The sequence below is a fragment of the Microbacterium mitrae genome, from assembly GCF_008017445.1.
GTDB classification, from domain to species: domain Bacteria; phylum Actinomycetota; class Actinomycetes; order Actinomycetales; family Microbacteriaceae; genus Microbacterium; species Microbacterium mitrae.
This window is the reverse complement of the sequence record NZ_VRSW01000001.1, coordinates 160807-177561: the sequence shown is the minus strand read 5'-3', so window position 1 is coordinate 177561 and position 16755 is coordinate 160807. Positions and strand designations below refer to the sequence as shown.

At 62.8% G+C, this 16755-nt stretch carries 14 protein-coding genes and 1 tRNA gene; 2 read left to right on the top strand and 13 right to left on the bottom strand.

Annotation, left to right across the window (positions count from 1 at the left end; translation table 11 throughout):
- Nucleotides 1–13: 13 nt before the first annotated feature.
- From FVP60_RS00775 to polA, 5 genes are all read right to left on the bottom strand, one after another.
- Nucleotides 14–1363 (bottom strand): MFS transporter, encoded by a 1350-nt coding sequence (locus FVP60_RS00775; protein ID WP_246132411.1) that lies wholly within the window; start codon nucleotides 1361–1363, stop codon nucleotides 14–16.
- A gap of 52 nt (nucleotides 1364–1415) precedes the next feature.
- Nucleotides 1416–2447 (bottom strand): LLM class flavin-dependent oxidoreductase, encoded by a 1032-nt coding sequence (locus FVP60_RS00770; protein WP_147824378.1) that lies wholly within the window; start codon nucleotides 2445–2447, stop codon nucleotides 1416–1418.
- A gap of 123 nt (nucleotides 2448–2570) precedes the next feature.
- Nucleotides 2571–4241, bottom strand: a complete 1671-nt coding sequence (locus FVP60_RS00765; RefSeq protein ID WP_147824377.1) for a DUF885 domain-containing protein — start codon at nucleotides 4239–4241, stop codon at nucleotides 2571–2573.
- Nucleotides 4242–4460: 219 nt separating this feature from the next.
- Nucleotides 4461–5030, bottom strand: coding sequence for a hypothetical protein (locus FVP60_RS00760; protein ID WP_147824376.1), 570 nt, complete (start codon nucleotides 5028–5030; stop codon nucleotides 4461–4463).
- A 102-nt stretch (nucleotides 5031–5132) separates the two neighbouring features.
- Nucleotides 5133–7763 (bottom strand): DNA polymerase I, encoded by a 2631-nt coding sequence (gene polA / locus FVP60_RS00755; RefSeq protein ID WP_147824375.1) that lies wholly within the window; start codon nucleotides 7761–7763, stop codon nucleotides 5133–5135.
- A gap of 45 nt (nucleotides 7764–7808) precedes the next feature.
- Between polA and FVP60_RS00750 the strand changes: the two genes are divergently transcribed.
- Nucleotides 7809–8246 carry a hotdog fold thioesterase gene (locus FVP60_RS00750; protein WP_147824374.1) on the top strand — a complete coding sequence of 146 codons (438 nt, stop codon included), beginning with the start codon at nucleotides 7809–7811 and terminating at the stop codon, nucleotides 8244–8246.
- 144 nt (nucleotides 8247–8390) lie between these two features.
- On the opposite strand, the gene FVP60_RS00745 is transcribed toward FVP60_RS00750, so the two are convergent.
- On the bottom strand, nucleotides 8391–9011 hold the full coding sequence (locus FVP60_RS00745) for an ANTAR domain-containing response regulator (RefSeq protein WP_147824373.1): 621 nt from the start codon (nucleotides 9009–9011) through the stop codon (nucleotides 8391–8393).
- Between the two features lie 169 nt (nucleotides 9012–9180).
- Here FVP60_RS00745 and FVP60_RS00740 point away from each other — a divergent pair, with 169 nt between their 5' ends.
- Nucleotides 9181–10263: a carboxylate-amine ligase gene (locus FVP60_RS00740; protein ID WP_147824372.1), complete on the top strand. Its 1083-nt coding sequence runs from the start codon at nucleotides 9181–9183 to the stop codon at nucleotides 10261–10263.
- A 544-nt stretch (nucleotides 10264–10807) separates the two neighbouring features.
- On the opposite strand, the gene FVP60_RS00735 is transcribed toward FVP60_RS00740, so the two are convergent.
- From FVP60_RS00735 to FVP60_RS00705, 7 genes are all read right to left on the bottom strand, one after another.
- Nucleotides 10808–10890: transfer RNA gene (locus FVP60_RS00735), tRNA-Leu, on the bottom strand.
- Between the two features lie 75 nt (nucleotides 10891–10965).
- Nucleotides 10966–11769, bottom strand: coding sequence for an ABC transporter ATP-binding protein (locus FVP60_RS00730; protein ID WP_147824371.1), 804 nt, complete (start codon nucleotides 11767–11769; stop codon nucleotides 10966–10968).
- On the bottom strand, nucleotides 11766–12647 hold the full coding sequence (locus FVP60_RS00725) for an ABC transporter ATP-binding protein (protein WP_246132410.1): 882 nt from the start codon (nucleotides 12645–12647) through the stop codon (nucleotides 11766–11768). The genes FVP60_RS00730 and FVP60_RS00725 overlap by 4 nt, the downstream gene beginning before the upstream one ends.
- Nucleotides 12647–13525 (bottom strand): ABC transporter permease, encoded by an 879-nt coding sequence (locus FVP60_RS00720; RefSeq protein WP_147824370.1) that lies wholly within the window; start codon nucleotides 13523–13525, stop codon nucleotides 12647–12649. The genes FVP60_RS00725 and FVP60_RS00720 overlap by 1 nt, the downstream gene beginning before the upstream one ends.
- The gene (locus tag FVP60_RS00715; RefSeq protein ID WP_147824369.1) at nucleotides 13522–14562 is read right to left on the bottom strand and encodes an ABC transporter permease; all 1041 of its coding nucleotides are present in this window, start codon (nucleotides 14560–14562) and stop codon (nucleotides 13522–13524) included. The genes FVP60_RS00720 and FVP60_RS00715 overlap by 4 nt, the downstream gene beginning before the upstream one ends.
- Nucleotides 14563–14566: 4 nt before the next feature.
- Nucleotides 14567–16153 (bottom strand): ABC transporter substrate-binding protein, encoded by a 1587-nt coding sequence (locus FVP60_RS00710; protein WP_147824368.1) that lies wholly within the window; start codon nucleotides 16151–16153, stop codon nucleotides 14567–14569.
- Between the two features lie 32 nt (nucleotides 16154–16185).
- Entirely contained in the window at nucleotides 16186–16623 is a 438-nt protein-coding gene (locus FVP60_RS00705; RefSeq protein ID WP_147824367.1) for a hypothetical protein, read from the bottom strand.
- Between the last annotated feature and the right edge of the window lie 132 nt (nucleotides 16624–16755).

Genomic DNA, 16755 nt, shown 5'->3' with positions numbered 1-16755 from the left:
GTTCCGACATTCGTCAGCGGTCGTCGAGCGCCACCCCGGAACGGTCAACCAACCCCCAGGTCGCGACAGCTGCAATGGCAAACGCGATCGCGAAGATGACAAACAGGGTCGGCGCTCCCGCATTCGCCAGAATGATCGGCACCATGATCGGGGCGATGATCGACGCGATGCGGCCGATGCCCGCAGCCCAGCCAGAACCGGTGGCGCGCATTGAGGTGGGATACATTTCCGGGCTGACGGCGTAGAGCGCGCCCCACGCGCCCAGGTTGAAGAAGCTCAGCGCCATACCGGTTGCAATGATCATCGTCTCGGTTGTTGCTGTACCGAACAGCATCGCCGATGCAGCGGCCCCCACGAGAAAGACCGAAAGGGTGAGCCTGCGGCCCCAGACTTCAATGAGCCACGCGGCCACGGCGTAGCCGGGAAGCTGCGCAAGGGTGATGATGAGCGTGAAGCCGAACGACTTGACCAGATCAAAGCCTGCGCCAACCAGAATCGACGGAATCCAGATGAATGCGCCATAGTACGAGAAATTGACGCAGAACCACACCACCCACAGGCTGATGGTGCGCGAACGGAACTCGCTCGAGAACAGGGCAGCGAGGCGCTCCCGCGGTGACGTAGCGACGGCGGCAACGGCGGTGGGCGGAGCCGGTTCTGTGGGCGGTTCAACGCCTGCAGAACGCTCGAATTCTTGCACGATCGCTTCTGCCTCGGCGGTGCGCCCCTTGCGTTCCAGCCATCGTGGCGACTCAGGCAGACCCCACCGCACCACGAGTGCGTAGATGGCCGGCACCGCACCGATCGCGAACGCCCAGCGCCAACCTTCCGGCATATTCGGAATGACGAAGTACCCGATCAGCGCCGAGGCCGTCCAGCCCACCGCCCAAAACGCCTCAAGCCACACGATGATGCGGCCGCGATTTCGCGCCGGGGCGAATTCGCTCACGTAAGTCGACGCGACCGGCAGCTCAGCGCCGAGGCCCAGCCCCACAAAGAAACGCAGCACGAGAAGGGCCGCTACTCCCCCAACGAGCGCGCTCGCACCGGTGGCGATGCCGTAGACCAAGAGGGTGAGGGCAAAGACGGAACGCCGGCCGAATCGATCGGCGAGCAAGCCACCCAGCGTGGCACCCAGTGCCATGCCGACGAAGCCGATCGACGCGATCCAGCCTTTCTCCTCCGGTGTGACGTTCCAGACCGCAGGCAACGCCGCCAAGATGAAGCTGATGAGGCCCACATCCATGGCGTCAAGCGCCCATCCGAGGCCCGATCCGGTGAGGATCTTGCCGTGCTTGCGGGTGAACGGAAGGCGGTCGAGGCGAGCGTTTCGACTCAGCGGCGTTACTTGCGTGTTGGTCACGCACTCAGCCTAGGGCATTAATACCCAAACTGAGAACAAAGGTGGCGTCGTGTTACTCCCCGAGCAATTCCCGCACGCGAGGGATGACCTGAGTGCCATACAGCTCGATCGACGACATGAGGTTTTCGTGCGGCATCGGGCCGCTCGCATACTTGAAGTCGAAGCGGTCAATCTCCAGCGCGCGCGCCGTTGCGGCAATCTTTTGCGCGACGCGTTCCACCGAGCCCACGTACTGCGCGCCGTCAGGGCCAACCTCGTGCTGAAACTGTGCGCGCGTGTAGGGCGGCCAGCCGCGCTCGGCGCCGATCTTGTCGCTCATGGCCTTGACATGCTCGTACGTTGCATCCCACGCCTCTTCATCGGTGGCGGCAATGTAGCCCGGCGAGTGCACAGCAACCGGCTGCGGGCTAAACCCGAACGTCTGCACCGACTTGTGAAACAAGTCAACGAAGGGGCGGAACCGCTGGGCTGAGCCGCCGATGATCGCCAGTGCGAGACCGTGGCCGTATCGTGCGGCGCGAACCACCGACTCAGGGCTACCGCCGACGCCCACCCAGACCGGCATCTTGTGCTCAGTCTTGGGGAATAGTTCAACGTCAGTCAGGGACGCGCGCGTGTGGCCGGTCCAGGTGATGGAGGGGTTGTCGTTGAGGATCGTTGTCAGCAGCTCAAGCTTCTCTTCGAACAGCACCTCGTAGTCGTTAAGCGAGAACCCGAAAAGAGGGAAAGACTCGATGAAGCTGCCGCGCCCAACCACGATTTCAGCCCGGCCGCTCGAGACGGCGTCAAGGGTCGCGAACTTCTCATATACGCGTACCGGGTCATCAGACGACAACACGTTGACGCCGGTTCCGAGCTGAATGTTCTTTGTGACCGAGGCGATGGCCGAAAGCACCATCTCCGGGGAAGATACGGCGTACTCGGCCCGGTGATGCTCACCGATGCCGAAGAAGTTGATGCCCAGTTCATCCGCCAGTCGCGCCTGATCGACGACGTTGCGGATGGTCTGTGCGTCGGAGATTCGCTCGCCATCGGCGCCGCGCGTTACGTCGCCAAAGGTGTCAAGCCCGAACTGTAGTGCCATGAGTGCTCCTTCTGTCTGACAAACGAAACCGCTGCTCACCGATATTCATTCCCGTGAATACGATTTAACGCAAAAGGGGTGGTCGGGAGCGGAACCTCCCGACCACCCCTGTGGGGCATGATCCTAGCCCAGGAGCGCCTTCTTCAGGGTGTCAAGTCCGACGCCACCGATGTCGAGCGCACGCTTGTGGAACTCCTTGATCGAGAAGTCTGCACCCTGCTTGGCTGCATACTCGTCGCGAACGTTCTCCCAAATGCGCTGGCCGACCTTATAGCTGGGCGCCTGGCCCGGCCATCCGAGGTAGCGGTTGACCTCAAACTGCACGAACTGGTCGCTCATGTTGACGTTCTTGCGCATGAACTCGAGTGCGTAGTCAGCGTCCCAGACGCCGGAACCGTCGAGGCGCGGCTTGCCGAGATGAACACCGATGTCGAGCACCACGCGCGCCGCGCGCATGCGCTGGCCATCGAGCATGCCGAGGCGGTCGGCGGGGTCAGAAAGGTAGCCCAACTCCTCCATCAGTCGCTCTGCATACAGCGCCCAGCCTTCGGCGTGCCCCGAGGTTCCGGCGAGCACACGACGCCACGAGTTCAGCTCGGCGCGGTTGTAGGTTGCCTGCGCGATCTGCAGGTGGTGACCGGGAACGCCCTCGTGGTAGACGGTCGTCAGCTCGCGCCACGTGTCAAACGTGTCTACGCCCTCAGGCACCGACCACCACATGCGGCCGGGGCGGGAGAAGTCATCCGTCGGACCGGTGTAGTAGATGCCGCCCTCCTTGGTGGGGGCGATCATGCACTCGAGCTCGCGGATCGGGGCGGGAATGTCGAAGTGCGTCGCACCGAGGTCGGCGATGGCCTTGTCGCTGGTGGCCTGCATCCACTCCTGCAACGCCTTGGTTCCGTGCAGCTTGCGCTTGTCGTCTTGTTCCAAGAACGCAACGGCTTCTTCGACCGAGGCGCCAGCCTTGATCTCGTTGGCAATCGCCGTCTGCTCGGCGACCATGCGGCGCAGCTCGTCGATGCCCCACTCGTAGGTCTCGTCGAGGTCGATCGTGGCGCCGAGGAAGCTGCGCGAGTGCAGCGAGTACAGCTCGCGGCCGACCGCGTCAGCGTCGCCGGCGACGGGTGCGAGTTCGTCGGCGAGGAAGGTCGCCAGCTTGCCGTACGCGGCACGTGCGGCGTTCGCGTTGGCGGTCAGTTCACGCGAAAGCGTTGCGGGCAGCTCACCTTCGGCCGGCGCCGCTTCGGCTGCGAACTCGGCGAAGTAGCCGTTGTCTGCGGCATAGCGCTCGACCTGAGTGATGACCTCGCGCACCTGGCGGCGCGCGGGTACGGAACCTTGCGAGATGCCTTCGCGGAGCGTCTCGATGTAGCCGTCGATAGCGCCGCCGAGGTTGCTGAGACGAGTCGAAATCGTCGCCCAGTCGTCGTTGGTTGCCATCGGCATGAGGTCCAGGATGTTGCGGATCTCCTGAGCCGGCGATGCGATCACGTTGAGATCGCGCAGCGGCCACTTCGCCTCGTCGAGTTCAAGCTGAAGCTCAAGCGTTGCCGAGAGGTCTGTCTTGGTGACCTCGTCGATTGCGTCAACCGGGGTGGCCGCGTTGAGCTGGGCGAGAGTCGAGCGCGTCTCAACAGCGAGAGCCTCGAGCCCCGCGGGGCTGTAGTCGCCGTAGCGATCGTTGTACTCGGTGCGACCGAGGTACGTGCCGAGAGTCGGAATCTGTTCCGCGAGCGTGTCGACCCACGCGTCGGCGATCTTGTCGATCTCCGTGGGAGTGCGTTGTTCAGTCATGATGCTGAGCCTATCGAGAAAGTGCAACCGCGGCAGGGCAAGCCCGGCCGTCGGCAGGTCGCGCGCCCTGCGGCTCGGATCGCGCGCGGTGCGTCGCGGGGCGCGCGCCGTGGGTCGCGGGTTCCCTCCCGTTTGTGCAGGAAAAACTGACTTCGCCGCGAAGCTGACCAGGGGTTTTCTGAGATGCGGGCGAATTTTTCCTGCACAACCTGTTGATGGTCAGGTGCGGGCGTACGGAACCACGTGGCAACGCCCGGGCTTCGGGCCAGATCGCGCGCCGCGAACCTTTTCACGGTTGTGCAGGAAAAGAAGGGCTTGGCGGGATGCTGACCAGGGGTTTTCTGCCTGGGCGGCGAAAATTTCCTGCACAGCAATCGTGAGGTCGGACGGGGCGCCCGGAACCTCGTGGCAGCGCGAGGAAACTCGTGGCAACACCCGGGCTTCGGGCCAGATCGCGCGCCGCGAACCTTTCCACGGTTGTGCAGGAAAAGAAGGGCTTGGCAGGACGCTGACCAGGGGTTTTCTGGCGTAGGTGCGAATTTTTCCTGCATAACCAGTGGGAAGTCCGGGTACAAGCCCGCGGAACGGCACCGTGGCGCAGGAAAGACACCACGGCGCAGCAAAGACATCACGGCGTGCGGAACCATGCTGCCGCGTGCGGAACCAAGCCGCAGCGCCGACGCCGCCCGCGCGCCGGTGACGTCGGATTCCACGGTTCTGCAGGAAATTCTCACTCTCGCACGCATCTGACCTGGGGTTTTCTGGAACGGGCGTGAGTTTTTCCTGCACAACCAATCGTTTTCCGACACAACCCGCACCCGCCGCGAACCCGCACCCGCCGCGAACCTGCACCCCGGAGCGAACCAGCGCCCCTCCGCAACGGGTGACGGGTTAGTGGCCGGCGGCGTCCCAGTTGGGGCCTTGGCCCACCTGTACGTCGAGCGGAACCGAGAGGCTCGCGGCGTCGCCCATGCGGGTGCGCACGATGGCCTCGGTTGCGTCCCATTCCCCCGGCGCGACCTCAACGACCAGTTCGTCGTGAATCTGCAAGAGAACGCGCGAACGCAGGTCTGCTGCTTGCAGGTCTTGGTGAATGTGGAACAACGCGATCTTCATGATGTCGGCCGCGCTGCCCTGAATGGGCGAGTTGAGCGCCGCGCGTTCTGCGTTCTCGCGCAGCACGCGGTTGGGGCTAGACAGGTCGGGGAACGGACGCCGGCGGCCGAAGATGGTCTCGGTGAAGCCGTCGATCTTCGCCTGCTGCACTGACGCGCGCAGATAGTCGCGCACCGCGCCAAACCGGTTGAAGTACTCGAGCATGAGCTGCTTCGCCTCCGACTGCTCAATGCGCAGCTGCTTGGAGAGGCCAAACGCCGACAGGCCATACACCAGGCCGTACGACATCGCCTTGACCTTGGTGCGCATCGCCGGGGTGACATCGCTCGGCTCGACGCCAAACACACGGGCACCAACAAAGCGGTGGAGGTCTTCGCCAGAGTTGAAGGCCTCGATCAAACCGGGGTCTTCCGACAGGTGGGCCATGATTCGCATCTCAATCTGCGAATAGTCGGCCGTGAGAAGCGTCTCGTAGCCCTCGCCCACTTGGAACGCCTGACGAATGCGACGTGACTCCTGAGTACGCACCGGAATGTTCTGCAGGTTCGGGTCGGTGCTTGACAGGCGTCCGGTCTGGCTGCCCGTCTGCACATACGTGGTGTGAACACGGTGGTCCGGCTTGATCGCCGAGTCGAGCGACTCGATGATCTGGCGAAGCTTGGTTGCCTCGCGGTGCTGACCGAGCAGATCGAGGAACGGGTGCGGATTCGACTCCTGCAGGTCGGCGAGGGCCGCGGCGTCTGTCGAGTATCCGGTCTTGGTCTTGCGGGTCTTGGGCAGTTCAAGCTCGTCAAACAAGACTTCCTGCAGCTGCTTCGGCGAACCGAGGTTGACCTCGCGGCCAATGGTCGCGAACGCCTCTTGCGCAATACCATCCGCGCGCTCGGCCAGTTCGCCGCTGAACTCGCTCAGCAACTCGTGTGACACGGCGACGCCGGCAAGTTCCATGTCGGCCAACGCCAACAGGGTAGGCAACTCGATGTCAACCAATACTCCGAGAATGCTCTCGGGCATGTCGGCGCGCACGGCATCGGCAACGCGCAGCGTGAACCAGCTCAGTTGACCGGGCGTGGCGCCTTCGGTCTCCGGAACCAGTTGCGTCGGGTCTGCTTCGGGGAGCTTCTCCCCCAGGTATCGGTCCACCAGGTCGCCTAGCGTCTTGTCTGGGTAGCTCGGGCGAAGCAGCCAACCGGCGAGGTTAGTGTCAAACGTCAACCCGCCCAGGTCTGCGCCGGCACGCCGAACAGCCTTCACCTGCGGCTTGGCATCGTGCAGCACCTTTTCGGCGCTAGAGACGAGCCAAGCCAAAACGGCGTCGTCGTCGGTCCAGTCAAACTCGATAGCCTCCGACAGCGTCGCAACGCCAACGCGCTGCGGCGCACCATCGAGCACGTTCACCGTGACGCCAACGGGCGCAGCATCATTGGCCGCGAGCCATTCGGCAGCAGCCACGGCATCAACCTGACGCGCAACGGGCACCGGCATGGATGGTTCCGGCGTGCTGTCTTCTGCCACAGCGCCCGTCGCCTCAAAGACGCGAGGCAGCAGGGTGCGAAACTCCAGGCGCGCGAACATGTCGCGCACGGCCTGAGCGTCGATCGGCTGCACCGCGAGGTCGGCGGGCGTGACGTCGAGCTCAACATCGGTGAGAAGGCGGTTGAGCTTGCGGTTGCGGCGCACATCGTCGAGGTGCTCGCGCAGGTTGTTGCCGACGACGCCCTTGATTTCGTCTGCGCGCTCCAAGATCGCGTCGAGCGTGCCGAACTGCGTGAGCCACTTAACGGCGGTCTTCTCCCCCACCTTGGGAACGCCAGGCAGGTTGTCGCTGGTTTCGCCGACCAGAGCCGCAATATCGGGATACTGGTGCGGAGGCACACCGTAGCGCTCCATCACTGTCGCCGGGTCGTAACGCTTGAGCTGCGAAACGCCCTGCACAGACGGGTACAGCAGCGTGACTTCGTCATTGACCATCTGAATCGAGTCGCGGTCGCCCGAGACGACGAGCACGTTGTAGCCGTCGGCCGCGCCCTGCGTTGCGAGCGTGGCGAGAATGTCGTCGGCCTCGAAGTCTTCTTTCGTCAGCACCGTGATGTTCATCGCGCGAAGCGTCTCTTGCAGCAGCGGAATCTGACCAGAAAACTCGGGCGGTGTCTCGTTGCGCGTGCCCTTGTACTCGGCGTATTCGCGCGTACGGAACGACTGGCGCGACACATCAAACGCCACCGCGATATGCGATGGCTTCTCGGCCTTGATGAGGTTGACGAGCATTGACAAGAAGCCGTAAATCGCGTTGGTGTGTTGGTTATCTTTGGTCGTGAAGTTTTCGACCGGAAGCGCGTAAAACGCGCGGAAAGCCAGCGAATGGCCGTCGACAACAAGAAGGGTAGGCTTTTCGGAGTCCGTCACCCCTCCAGCCTAACGAGGGATACCGACATGCGCTGGAGGAACATCATGCCCACGAACAACGAACACCTCGCCGAACTGTACGCCAACCCGCTGGAATGGGTGAAGTTGCGAGGCATGGGGGCACTCGCCGAGCGCATGGGCATTGAAATGGTCACGTTTGATCAGGAGCAAGCTGTCGCGACGATGCCTGCTCTGGGCAACACGCAACCGGTTGGCCTCATTCACGGCGGAGCATACGTCGTGCTCGGCGAATCGCTCGGTTCGATGCACGCCAACCTGCTCGCCGGCCCCGGCAAACTCGCGGTCGGCGTCGACATCAACGCCACCCACACCCGCTCGGTGCGCAGCGGAACCGTCACCGGCACCTGCGTACCCGTGCACGTCGGCCGCAGCCTCGCGGTGCACGAGATCGTCGTCACTGACGAAGAGGGTCGCCGCTGCTCGACGATCCGCATCACAAACGCAATCATCGACCAACGCTAGCCGCTGCTCGCGACGCTCCCCTGGTTCCGGAACCACGGGTTGCTCCCCGGAGGGCGCTGCGGAACCAGCGGCCTGGCTTTGCAGAATTGCCCGGCAGATACACGAATGGCCACCTCGCGGGTGGCCATTCGGAGAGGATTGCTGTTAGTCCTTCTTACGTGACAGCTGCTCGATGATCGCCTTCGCGACGTCTTGCATGGTGAGGCGACGATCCATCGATGCCTTCTGAATCCAGCGGAACGCTTCGGGCTCGCTGAGACCCATCTTCTCGTTAAGCAGGCCCTTGGCACGGTCGACGAGCTTGCGGGTTTCGAAGCGTTCAACCATGTCGGCAACCTCGGCCTCGAGCGTAATAATCTGCTCGTAACGGGCGAGTGCGATTTCAATCGCCGGCAGCAGATCGTTGGGCGTGAAGGGCTTCACGACATAGGCCAAAGCACCGGCTTCGCTTGCGCGTTCGACCAGTTCTTTCTGGCTGAAAGCGGTCAGCAGCACGACGGGCGCGATGTGGCTCTTGCTGAGCTTCTCGGCCGCAGTGATGCCATCCATCTGCGGCATCTTGACGTCCATGATCACGAGATCCGGGCGAAGCTCGGTTGCCAGTTGAACGGCGGTCTCGCCGTCGCCCGCCTCGCCGACAACGTCAAAACCGTTGTCTCGGAGAATCTCGACGATGTCGAGGCGAATGAGCGACTCGTCTTCTGCAACAACCACGCGACGGGGTGCGGGCGCTGAGGTGGCTTCGGTTTGTTCCTGATCGGTCACCGCTTAATCCTATGGCACACCCGCCGTTCAATCGTTGTTTCGCGCGCGGTCCATCACTTTTTCTCCTGAGCGGCTCGGGTGCATCGTCAATCTCCGTCATAGTGATCGCGTGGGATTGCCGAATTGGCGCGGCGTGCCGCATTCTTAGGCGATAGAGAAGGAGGCGCCGATGGCACGCTCGTTTGGGGTCGAGGAAGAGTTCATCCTCGCTGATGCAGAATCGCTGACTCCGGTCAACGTCGCGCATGACGTGATCGATCATCTGCTCGCGCTGAGGCTGCCCGGAACCATCACGACAGAATTTCTGGACTGTCAGATCGAGTACGCGACAGGAATATGCACAACGGCCGAGCAGGCCGTCGACGAGCTCTCGGCGTTTCGTCTCGCCTTGCAATCGTGGGCGGAACCTCGGGGGCTTGTCGTGGTTCCGTCCGGCACTCCTTTTCTGACAGGAAACCCGCGCCTCACTCCCGCAATCGAGCGTTATCAGCTCATCAGCGACGACGTCGGCATTCTCGCGGGAGAACACATGGTCAATGGCATGCATGTGCACGTTGGCATCGACAACGCCGCTGATCGAGTGCGCGCGGTAAACATCATTCGACCGTGGCTGCCGCTGCTGCTGGGGTTGTCGGCGAATTCGCCGTTTTGGCAAGGAACCGACACGGGCTTTCACAGTTGGCGCACGGTTCACCAGCGGCGATGGACGACCAACGGCATTCCACCGATCTACGTCGATGAGCACGAACATGAGCGAATGCGCAAGCGCATGATTGGTGTGGGTGCGACGCGGTCGTACAACACCGCCAATTGGGGTGTTCGCGTGTCGGAAAATTTGCCGACGGTGGAGCTTCGCATCGGTGATGTGCAACTGACCGCGGCGACGGCAGTGTCGCTGGCGCTGGTGGTGCGTGCTCTCGTCGATGATGGGCTGCGTCGCGCGGACGATGAGCCACCCGAGGTGCACCACGTTCTCGACGCCGAGCTGTGGCATGCGGGCCGGTACGGCATCGAGAACGGCGTCTACAACCCGCTCACCCGCGAACACGCAGACGCCTCCAAGCCGGTCGCTCACCTGTTGCAGCTTCTCGCCGAAGACTACGACGGGCCGGTGCCCGCCTTCGTCACGGACGAGCTCGCAACGCTCGCCGCAGGCCGCGATGGCGCCACGAGACAACGTGAAGCGCTCGCCGGCGGTGTTGAAGGGCTGTCGGCGTTCTACCGCGACCGCATGCACGAGGGTGCGGCGTAGATCGCTCACCTCTCCGCGCGCCCTTCGTCATTTGGTGCCGGAGTGGGCCCACCCAGCGCACTCCACCCGCCGCCGAGCGGCGCGCGGAGCCTCTGGTGCGGTGCGCTAGCGCTGCTCGCCGGGTGCCGGTGGTGGGACTCTCCCCAGCGCCCTCCACCCGCCGCACAGCGGCGCGCGGAGCCTCTGCGCTGTGGGCCCACCCAGCGCCCTCCACCCGCCGCACAGCGGCGCGCGGAGCCTCTGCGCTGTGGGCCCACCCAGCGCCCTCCACCCGCCGCACAGCGGCGCGCGGAGCCTCTGCGCTGTGGGCCCAACCCTTCATTGAGTCCTCGCCCACGCACGCGACAAATGATGAAGGACGCACCTTGCGGTACGTCCTTCATCATTTTGTGCCGGTGGTGGGACTCTCCCCAGCGCCCTCCACCCGCCGCAGAGCGGCGCGCGGAGCCTCTGCGCTGTGGGCCCAACCCTTCATTGAGTCCTCGCCCACGCACGCGACAAATGGGAGAAGGGCGCACCTTGCGGCGCGCCCTTCTCCCATTTGTGCCGGTGGTGGGACTCGAACCCACACGCCCTTTCGGACAAAGCATTTTGAGTGCTCCGCGTCTGCCATTCCGCCACACCGGCAAGTGTTTTGAGGCAGTTTGAGACTATCGCAATCCGCGCGCGGTTCCGAACCAACAATCCCTCGCGCGCGTCGGCCTATGGGGTCGGCGCCAGACCAGGCAACCGTCCCAGACCGTCGGGCAACGGAATCGAGGCCAACAGCGTCTGCGTGTATTCGTGTTGCGGGTGGTTCCATACCTGCTCGGTCGGACCCTCCTCCACAATCTTGCCTGCCTTCATCACCATGATCCGGTCGGCGATCAGGCGCACCACGGCGAGATCGTGGCTAATGAACAACATGCCGGCGCCGCTATCGCGCACCAAACGGCTCATGAGGTCGGCAATCTGCGCTTGCAGCGAGGCATCCAGCGCCGAAATCGGCTCGTCGGCAATCAGCAGCGTGGGCTCCGCAGCCAACGCGCGCGCGATCGCAATGCGCTGGCGCTGGCCACCGGAGAACCGGTGCGGAAACGCCGTCGCATCGTCCGCAGACAGCTCCACCTTCTCCAGCCAGTCCGTCGCACTCATGGGCGAGGTTCCGCCCAGACGCTTCGCCAACGCGACGCTGTCGGCGATCTGCGACCCAACGGTGCGACGAGGGTTTAGCGAGTTGAACGGGTCTTGAAACACCATCTGCATGCGCAATTGATCGTCAGCGCGTTTGCGCATGCCGAGGTGCTTCACCGATTGACCCTGAAAGTCGATGGAACCTTCAGAGGGCGACTCGAGACCGCAAACGGTGCGCGCAATGGTCGATTTGCCACAGCCAGACTCACCAACGAGCCCGACCACCTCACCAGGAGAGACGGTGAGTGAGACACCCTTCACCGCCGTGAACGGCTCCTTACCGAACGACTTGTACGTGACAACCAGGTCATCAACCTGCAGCAGCGAACTCACGATGCACTCTCCAACTCGTCAGGAATCTCATCAGCGTTACCGTGCTCCAGCGGGTCGGCAATGCGATTGCCAGGCAACGAAGCAATGAGCTCGCGGGTATACGGATGCTGCGGGTTTGTCAGCACATCAAAACGCGGGCCGTGCTCAACAATTGCCCCACGGCGCATCACCGTAACATCATCAGCCACCGCGCTCATCACACCGAGGTCATGCGTCACCAGCATGATTGCGACACCGAGGTCATCGCACAGGCGACGCAGCAGGCGCAGGATTCCGGCCTGCACGGTCACGTCCAGCGCCGTGGTCGGTTCGTCGGCAATCAGCACGTCCGGGTCACACGCCAGTGCCACCGCGATGGCAATACGTTGACGCATGCCACCGGAAAACTGGTGCGGATACTTCGAAAGTGCCTCACGTGGTTCCGGAATCGCCACCATTTCAAGCAGCCCCTCGGCCTTTGCCATGGCGGCCCGCTTCGAAAGCCCCAAGTGCTTGCGCACGTGGTCGGTGAGCTGCACGCCCACCTTGATCATCGGGTGCAGGCTCGTCGACGGATCTTGGAACACCATCGCAATTTTGCGACCGCGCACGCCGTTCAGCTCGCGGCTACCCAACTTCAGCAGGTTGCGGCCCTCGAACTCAATGGTTCCGTCAACCGCCGCACCCGGCGGCAGCAGGCCCAACACAGCAAGGCCTGTCATCGTCTTGCCAGAGCCGCTCTCCCCCGCAATGCCTGAGATCTTTCCCGGGCGCAGCGTCAGGTCAACGCCGTCAAGAATCTGCTTGCGCGGGTCTTTTTTCGACGGCCCAGGCAGCGTCACCCGAAGGTTACGAATCGTCAGCTTCGCGGTCGTGTCGACCACCATGTCATTCGTCATTACGCGGCCCTTGCCGTTCCTGCGGTGTACGGGTCGAGTGCGTCTCGCAGCGCATCGCCGATGAAGTTCACGGCGAGCACGACGGTCAAGATCGCAAGACCGGGGAACACTGCGATCCACCATTCGTCCATGTTCTGTGTGCCGACAGCGATCATTGAACCCCACTCGGCGGTGGGCGGAATCGCGCCAAGGCCAAGATATGACAGGCCAGAAAGCAGGAGAATCGCGGTGCCAACGTCGAGCGTTGCCAGCACCAAAATGGAACCAGCGACGTTCGGCAAGATGTCTTTGCCCAGCACACGCCACGGTGAGGCGCCGAGCAGTCGGTCGGCGAGCACAAACTCGCGGGTGCGCAGGCTGATCACCAGCGACCGCATCACACGGGCGTATGACGGCCACGTCACAATCAACATCGCGATCACAGCGTTCTGCAACGACGGGCCAAGAACGGCGGCAATCACCATCGCCAAAATGATCGTCGGAAAGGTGAACACCAGGTCGGTGATGCGCATGATGACCTCGTCGACAACGCGACCGAAGTAGCCGGCGATCGCGCCGAGCACGCTCCCCAGGGTCATGGAGAGCAGCACGAGCAGCAGCGACAGCGGAATTGAGGTCTGCGCGCCAAAGATGACGCGGCTGAACACGTCGCGGCCCAGGGTGTCGGTGCCCATCAGGTGCTGGCCACCGGGCGCGGCAAGACGATCACCCACCGGTTTGATCGGGTCAAACGGTGCAATGACGGGCGCGAGAATCGCGATCAGTAGCCACGCTACGGCCACGACAATACCGATGATGGCAAGCGGCGAACGCACCGCTCGCGGAATACGGAGGCGTGCCGGCCGTACGGCACCGTTGAGGTCTACGCGGGCGGTCATGCCGTCCTCACTCTCGGGTCAATGAAGCCGTACACAAGGTCGACGATGAGGTTAATGCCGATGTAAATCACGCCGACGACGAGGCCCACACCCATCACGGCCGGCACGTTTAGATTGCTCGCGGCGTTGTAGGCGTACTGGCCGAGACCGTTCCACGCAAATACCGACTCCACGAGCACGGTGCCCGAGAGCAAGCCTCCGAACACCAGGCCAACGACGGTGACGATCGGAACCGCGGCGCCGCGTAGAACATAGGCGGTCACGATGCGCGCGGGGCTGAGACCCTTGGCACGTGCGGCACGCACGTAGTCCTGGTTCAACACTTCCAGCACGGAGGTGCGCGTGAAGCGAACCATGAGACCCATCGAATAGAGCGTCAGCACAATCGCGGGGAGCATGAGGTGGCCTAGCGCGTTGACGAAGACCTCCCAGTTTCCGGTCAGCGCAGAGTCAACCAGGTAGAGCCCCGTGATGTGATCGGGCGCCCACATGGTGGGGTCAAGGCGACCGCTACCGGGCAGCAACCCCCACTGGTAAAAGAGGAAGTAGTAGGCAACGAGCGCCAGCCAGAAGGTCGGAACCGAGATGCCGGCGAGGCTGATGACGCGCAACAGCTGGTCAGAAAACTTGCCGCGCCGATAGGCGGCGAGCGTGCCGAGGCCAACGCCGAGCACGACCGAGAGAATGACCGAGACACCGGCCAGTTCGATCGTGGCGGGCAGTGCCGCTGCAAGCTCGCCAGCGATGGGCTGGCTCGTTTGCAGCGACACACCCAGGTCACCCTGTAGCAGGTTGCCCATGTAGATCAGATACCTCATGACCACGGGCTGGTCCAGCCCATGCTCTTTTCGGTACTGCGCCACGATTTCTGGATCAGCCGCCGCATCATCTCCCAATGCCAAGTTCACTGGGTCGGCGGGAACCAGATTGGTGAGCGCGAACGTGACAATCGTCACGCCCACCAACAGGAGTACTGCGATACCGATCCGCCTGAGCAGAAATAGCGTCAGCGGATACTTGGCGATAAATGCATTCACAGTGTTACTTCGTGCCCAACTGCGTGATGTCGAAGTCGCCCGATGGCAGCATGGTCAGGCCCGTCACGTTGTCGGTGGTGACAATCGTGGTCGGCGGCAAGAACAGCTGAATGTACGGGCCTTCCTCGTTCATGAGCACCTGGAATTCACCGAACAGTTCGACACGCTCGGCGTCGCTTGCGTTACGAATCTCTTCGCCCAGCGCCTCGATGTCCGGAGCAGCACCTGCCGGCCAGCCGGCGCGCTTGCCCATCTGGTCATCCGGCAGGTAGTTCAGCGTCTCGAAGTTGTGCGGCTGGCTGGGCTGCACGTACCACAGCGCCATGCCCTGCTCGCCAGCACGGTAGGGGCCAAGAGCCGTGGTAACCGGCTGCGGGTTGAGCTTGAGGTTGATGCCCAGCTCCTTGAGCTGTGCCTGGATAGCCTCGGCAATGGTCAGCAGCGAAACACCACGAACCACCATGTCGTTTGCCACGTGGAACTCAACTTCTTCGCCCTTGTAGCCTGATGCCGCCAGCGCAGCCTTCGCAGCCGCAACATCCGTCTTCGGCGCCTCAGACACATCAAGCGCACCCGGAATCATCGGAGCAATGATGCCAGCCGCACGCACGGTTCCGGGGCCCGCGATTTCCATCAGTGCGTCATAGTCGATACCCGCGCGCACCGCTGCCAGGAAGTCAGCGTTGGAGGTCCACTCGTTGATCGCCGGGTTCTGGTTCATCAACACGTAGAGCATCTGGTTAGATGCTTCGCTGGTGACCTGAAGCGAGTCGTCGAGCTTGGAGGCTTGCTCACCCGAGAGTCCGTCAACGATGTTCGCGGTGCCGGCCTTGATATTGATCAGCTGCGTTGCCGCGGCGACGTTGCGGAAGACGAGGCGGTCAAGCTTCGCAGGCTCGCCCCAGTACTCCTCATTCGGAACCAGGGTCACCTGCGATGCGATCTCGGCCTTTTCGATCTTGTACGGGCCGGAACCAATGCTCTCGGTGTTGAAGAAGGCCTCCGCCTTGTCGGTGGCAGCGTCAAGCGTCGCACCGTTCTCTTCGGCAAGGCTCTTCTGCACGATGCCGAGCGAGGGGTTGGCCATCGTGACCGGCAGCTGCGGGTTGGGAGAATCTGACGTCAGTGTCAGCTGGTTCTCGCCCACCTTCTCCACCGTGATGCCGTCAAGGTTGGGTGACGGGTTGCCCTTGAGGCCGATCAGACGCTGGTACGTGAAGACCATGTCGTCTGCGGTGATGGGTGATCCATCGGGCCACGTCGGCCCCTCCTTGACGGTCAGAGTGAGAACCTTTTCGTCCTCGCTCATCTCGTAGTCAGCCAGCCACGGCTCAATCGAGCCGGCGTCTGCGGAGGTGAATCGGAGGGCGGTCTCGTAGACGCCGCGAAGAATGCGAATACCGCTGGGCTCGTTCATGCGCTGCGGGTCAAGGGTGGTGAGGTCAAACGCCGTGTCAATGACAAGCTGGCCTCCACCGTCGGAGGAGCCACCGCCATTGCCATTGCCGCCCTGGTTCGCTCCCCCGGCGCACGCGGAGAGTGCGATGGCAAGGAGGGCGACACTGGCGACGGCTATACGTCGAAGCTTCATGCTGTGCCTTTCGGTTTGGATCGCGGATGCGATTAGTGCTGCGATTTGCGGAACATGTGGATGGTGGGGATCAGAGCTTGCGTAATTGCTTCGGCCTCGACAACGGCTGCCGGCGAGTACACGTTTTCATCGTGAAAGAAGTTCACCGCGGCAATCAGTTCGCCATTTTCGACCACCGGAACATTGATGCCGGCCGAGCCGCCAAGCGACAAGATCAACTCCTGCTCGGGAAAAACCGCCACGATAGCCGCGCGATTCGGGTGATACGCGGTTGGGGCGTTCGGGTTGACGGCGCCAACCGGCTTGAGGCCGCCCAGCGGATAGACCTCTTCGTGGGAGGTGTATGCACGCGTGACAAAGTGCCGATCCGCGGTCACGATCGAGATCGTGAACAGCGTCACACCGGGATTTGTGCGAGCGCGATCATAGGCTTCGGCGAAGCTCAGCGATTGGATCATTGACTTATCCATTCATAGCAGGATTTCGTTGACACTACCGATGCCGCGGGGCTCCGCGAAATAGCCGCGCACCAGAGGGCGGTGGGTCGTCAAAGTTGACCAGAGTTGTGCGTAACAATGAAAAAACGGCCCAACAATCGCGTC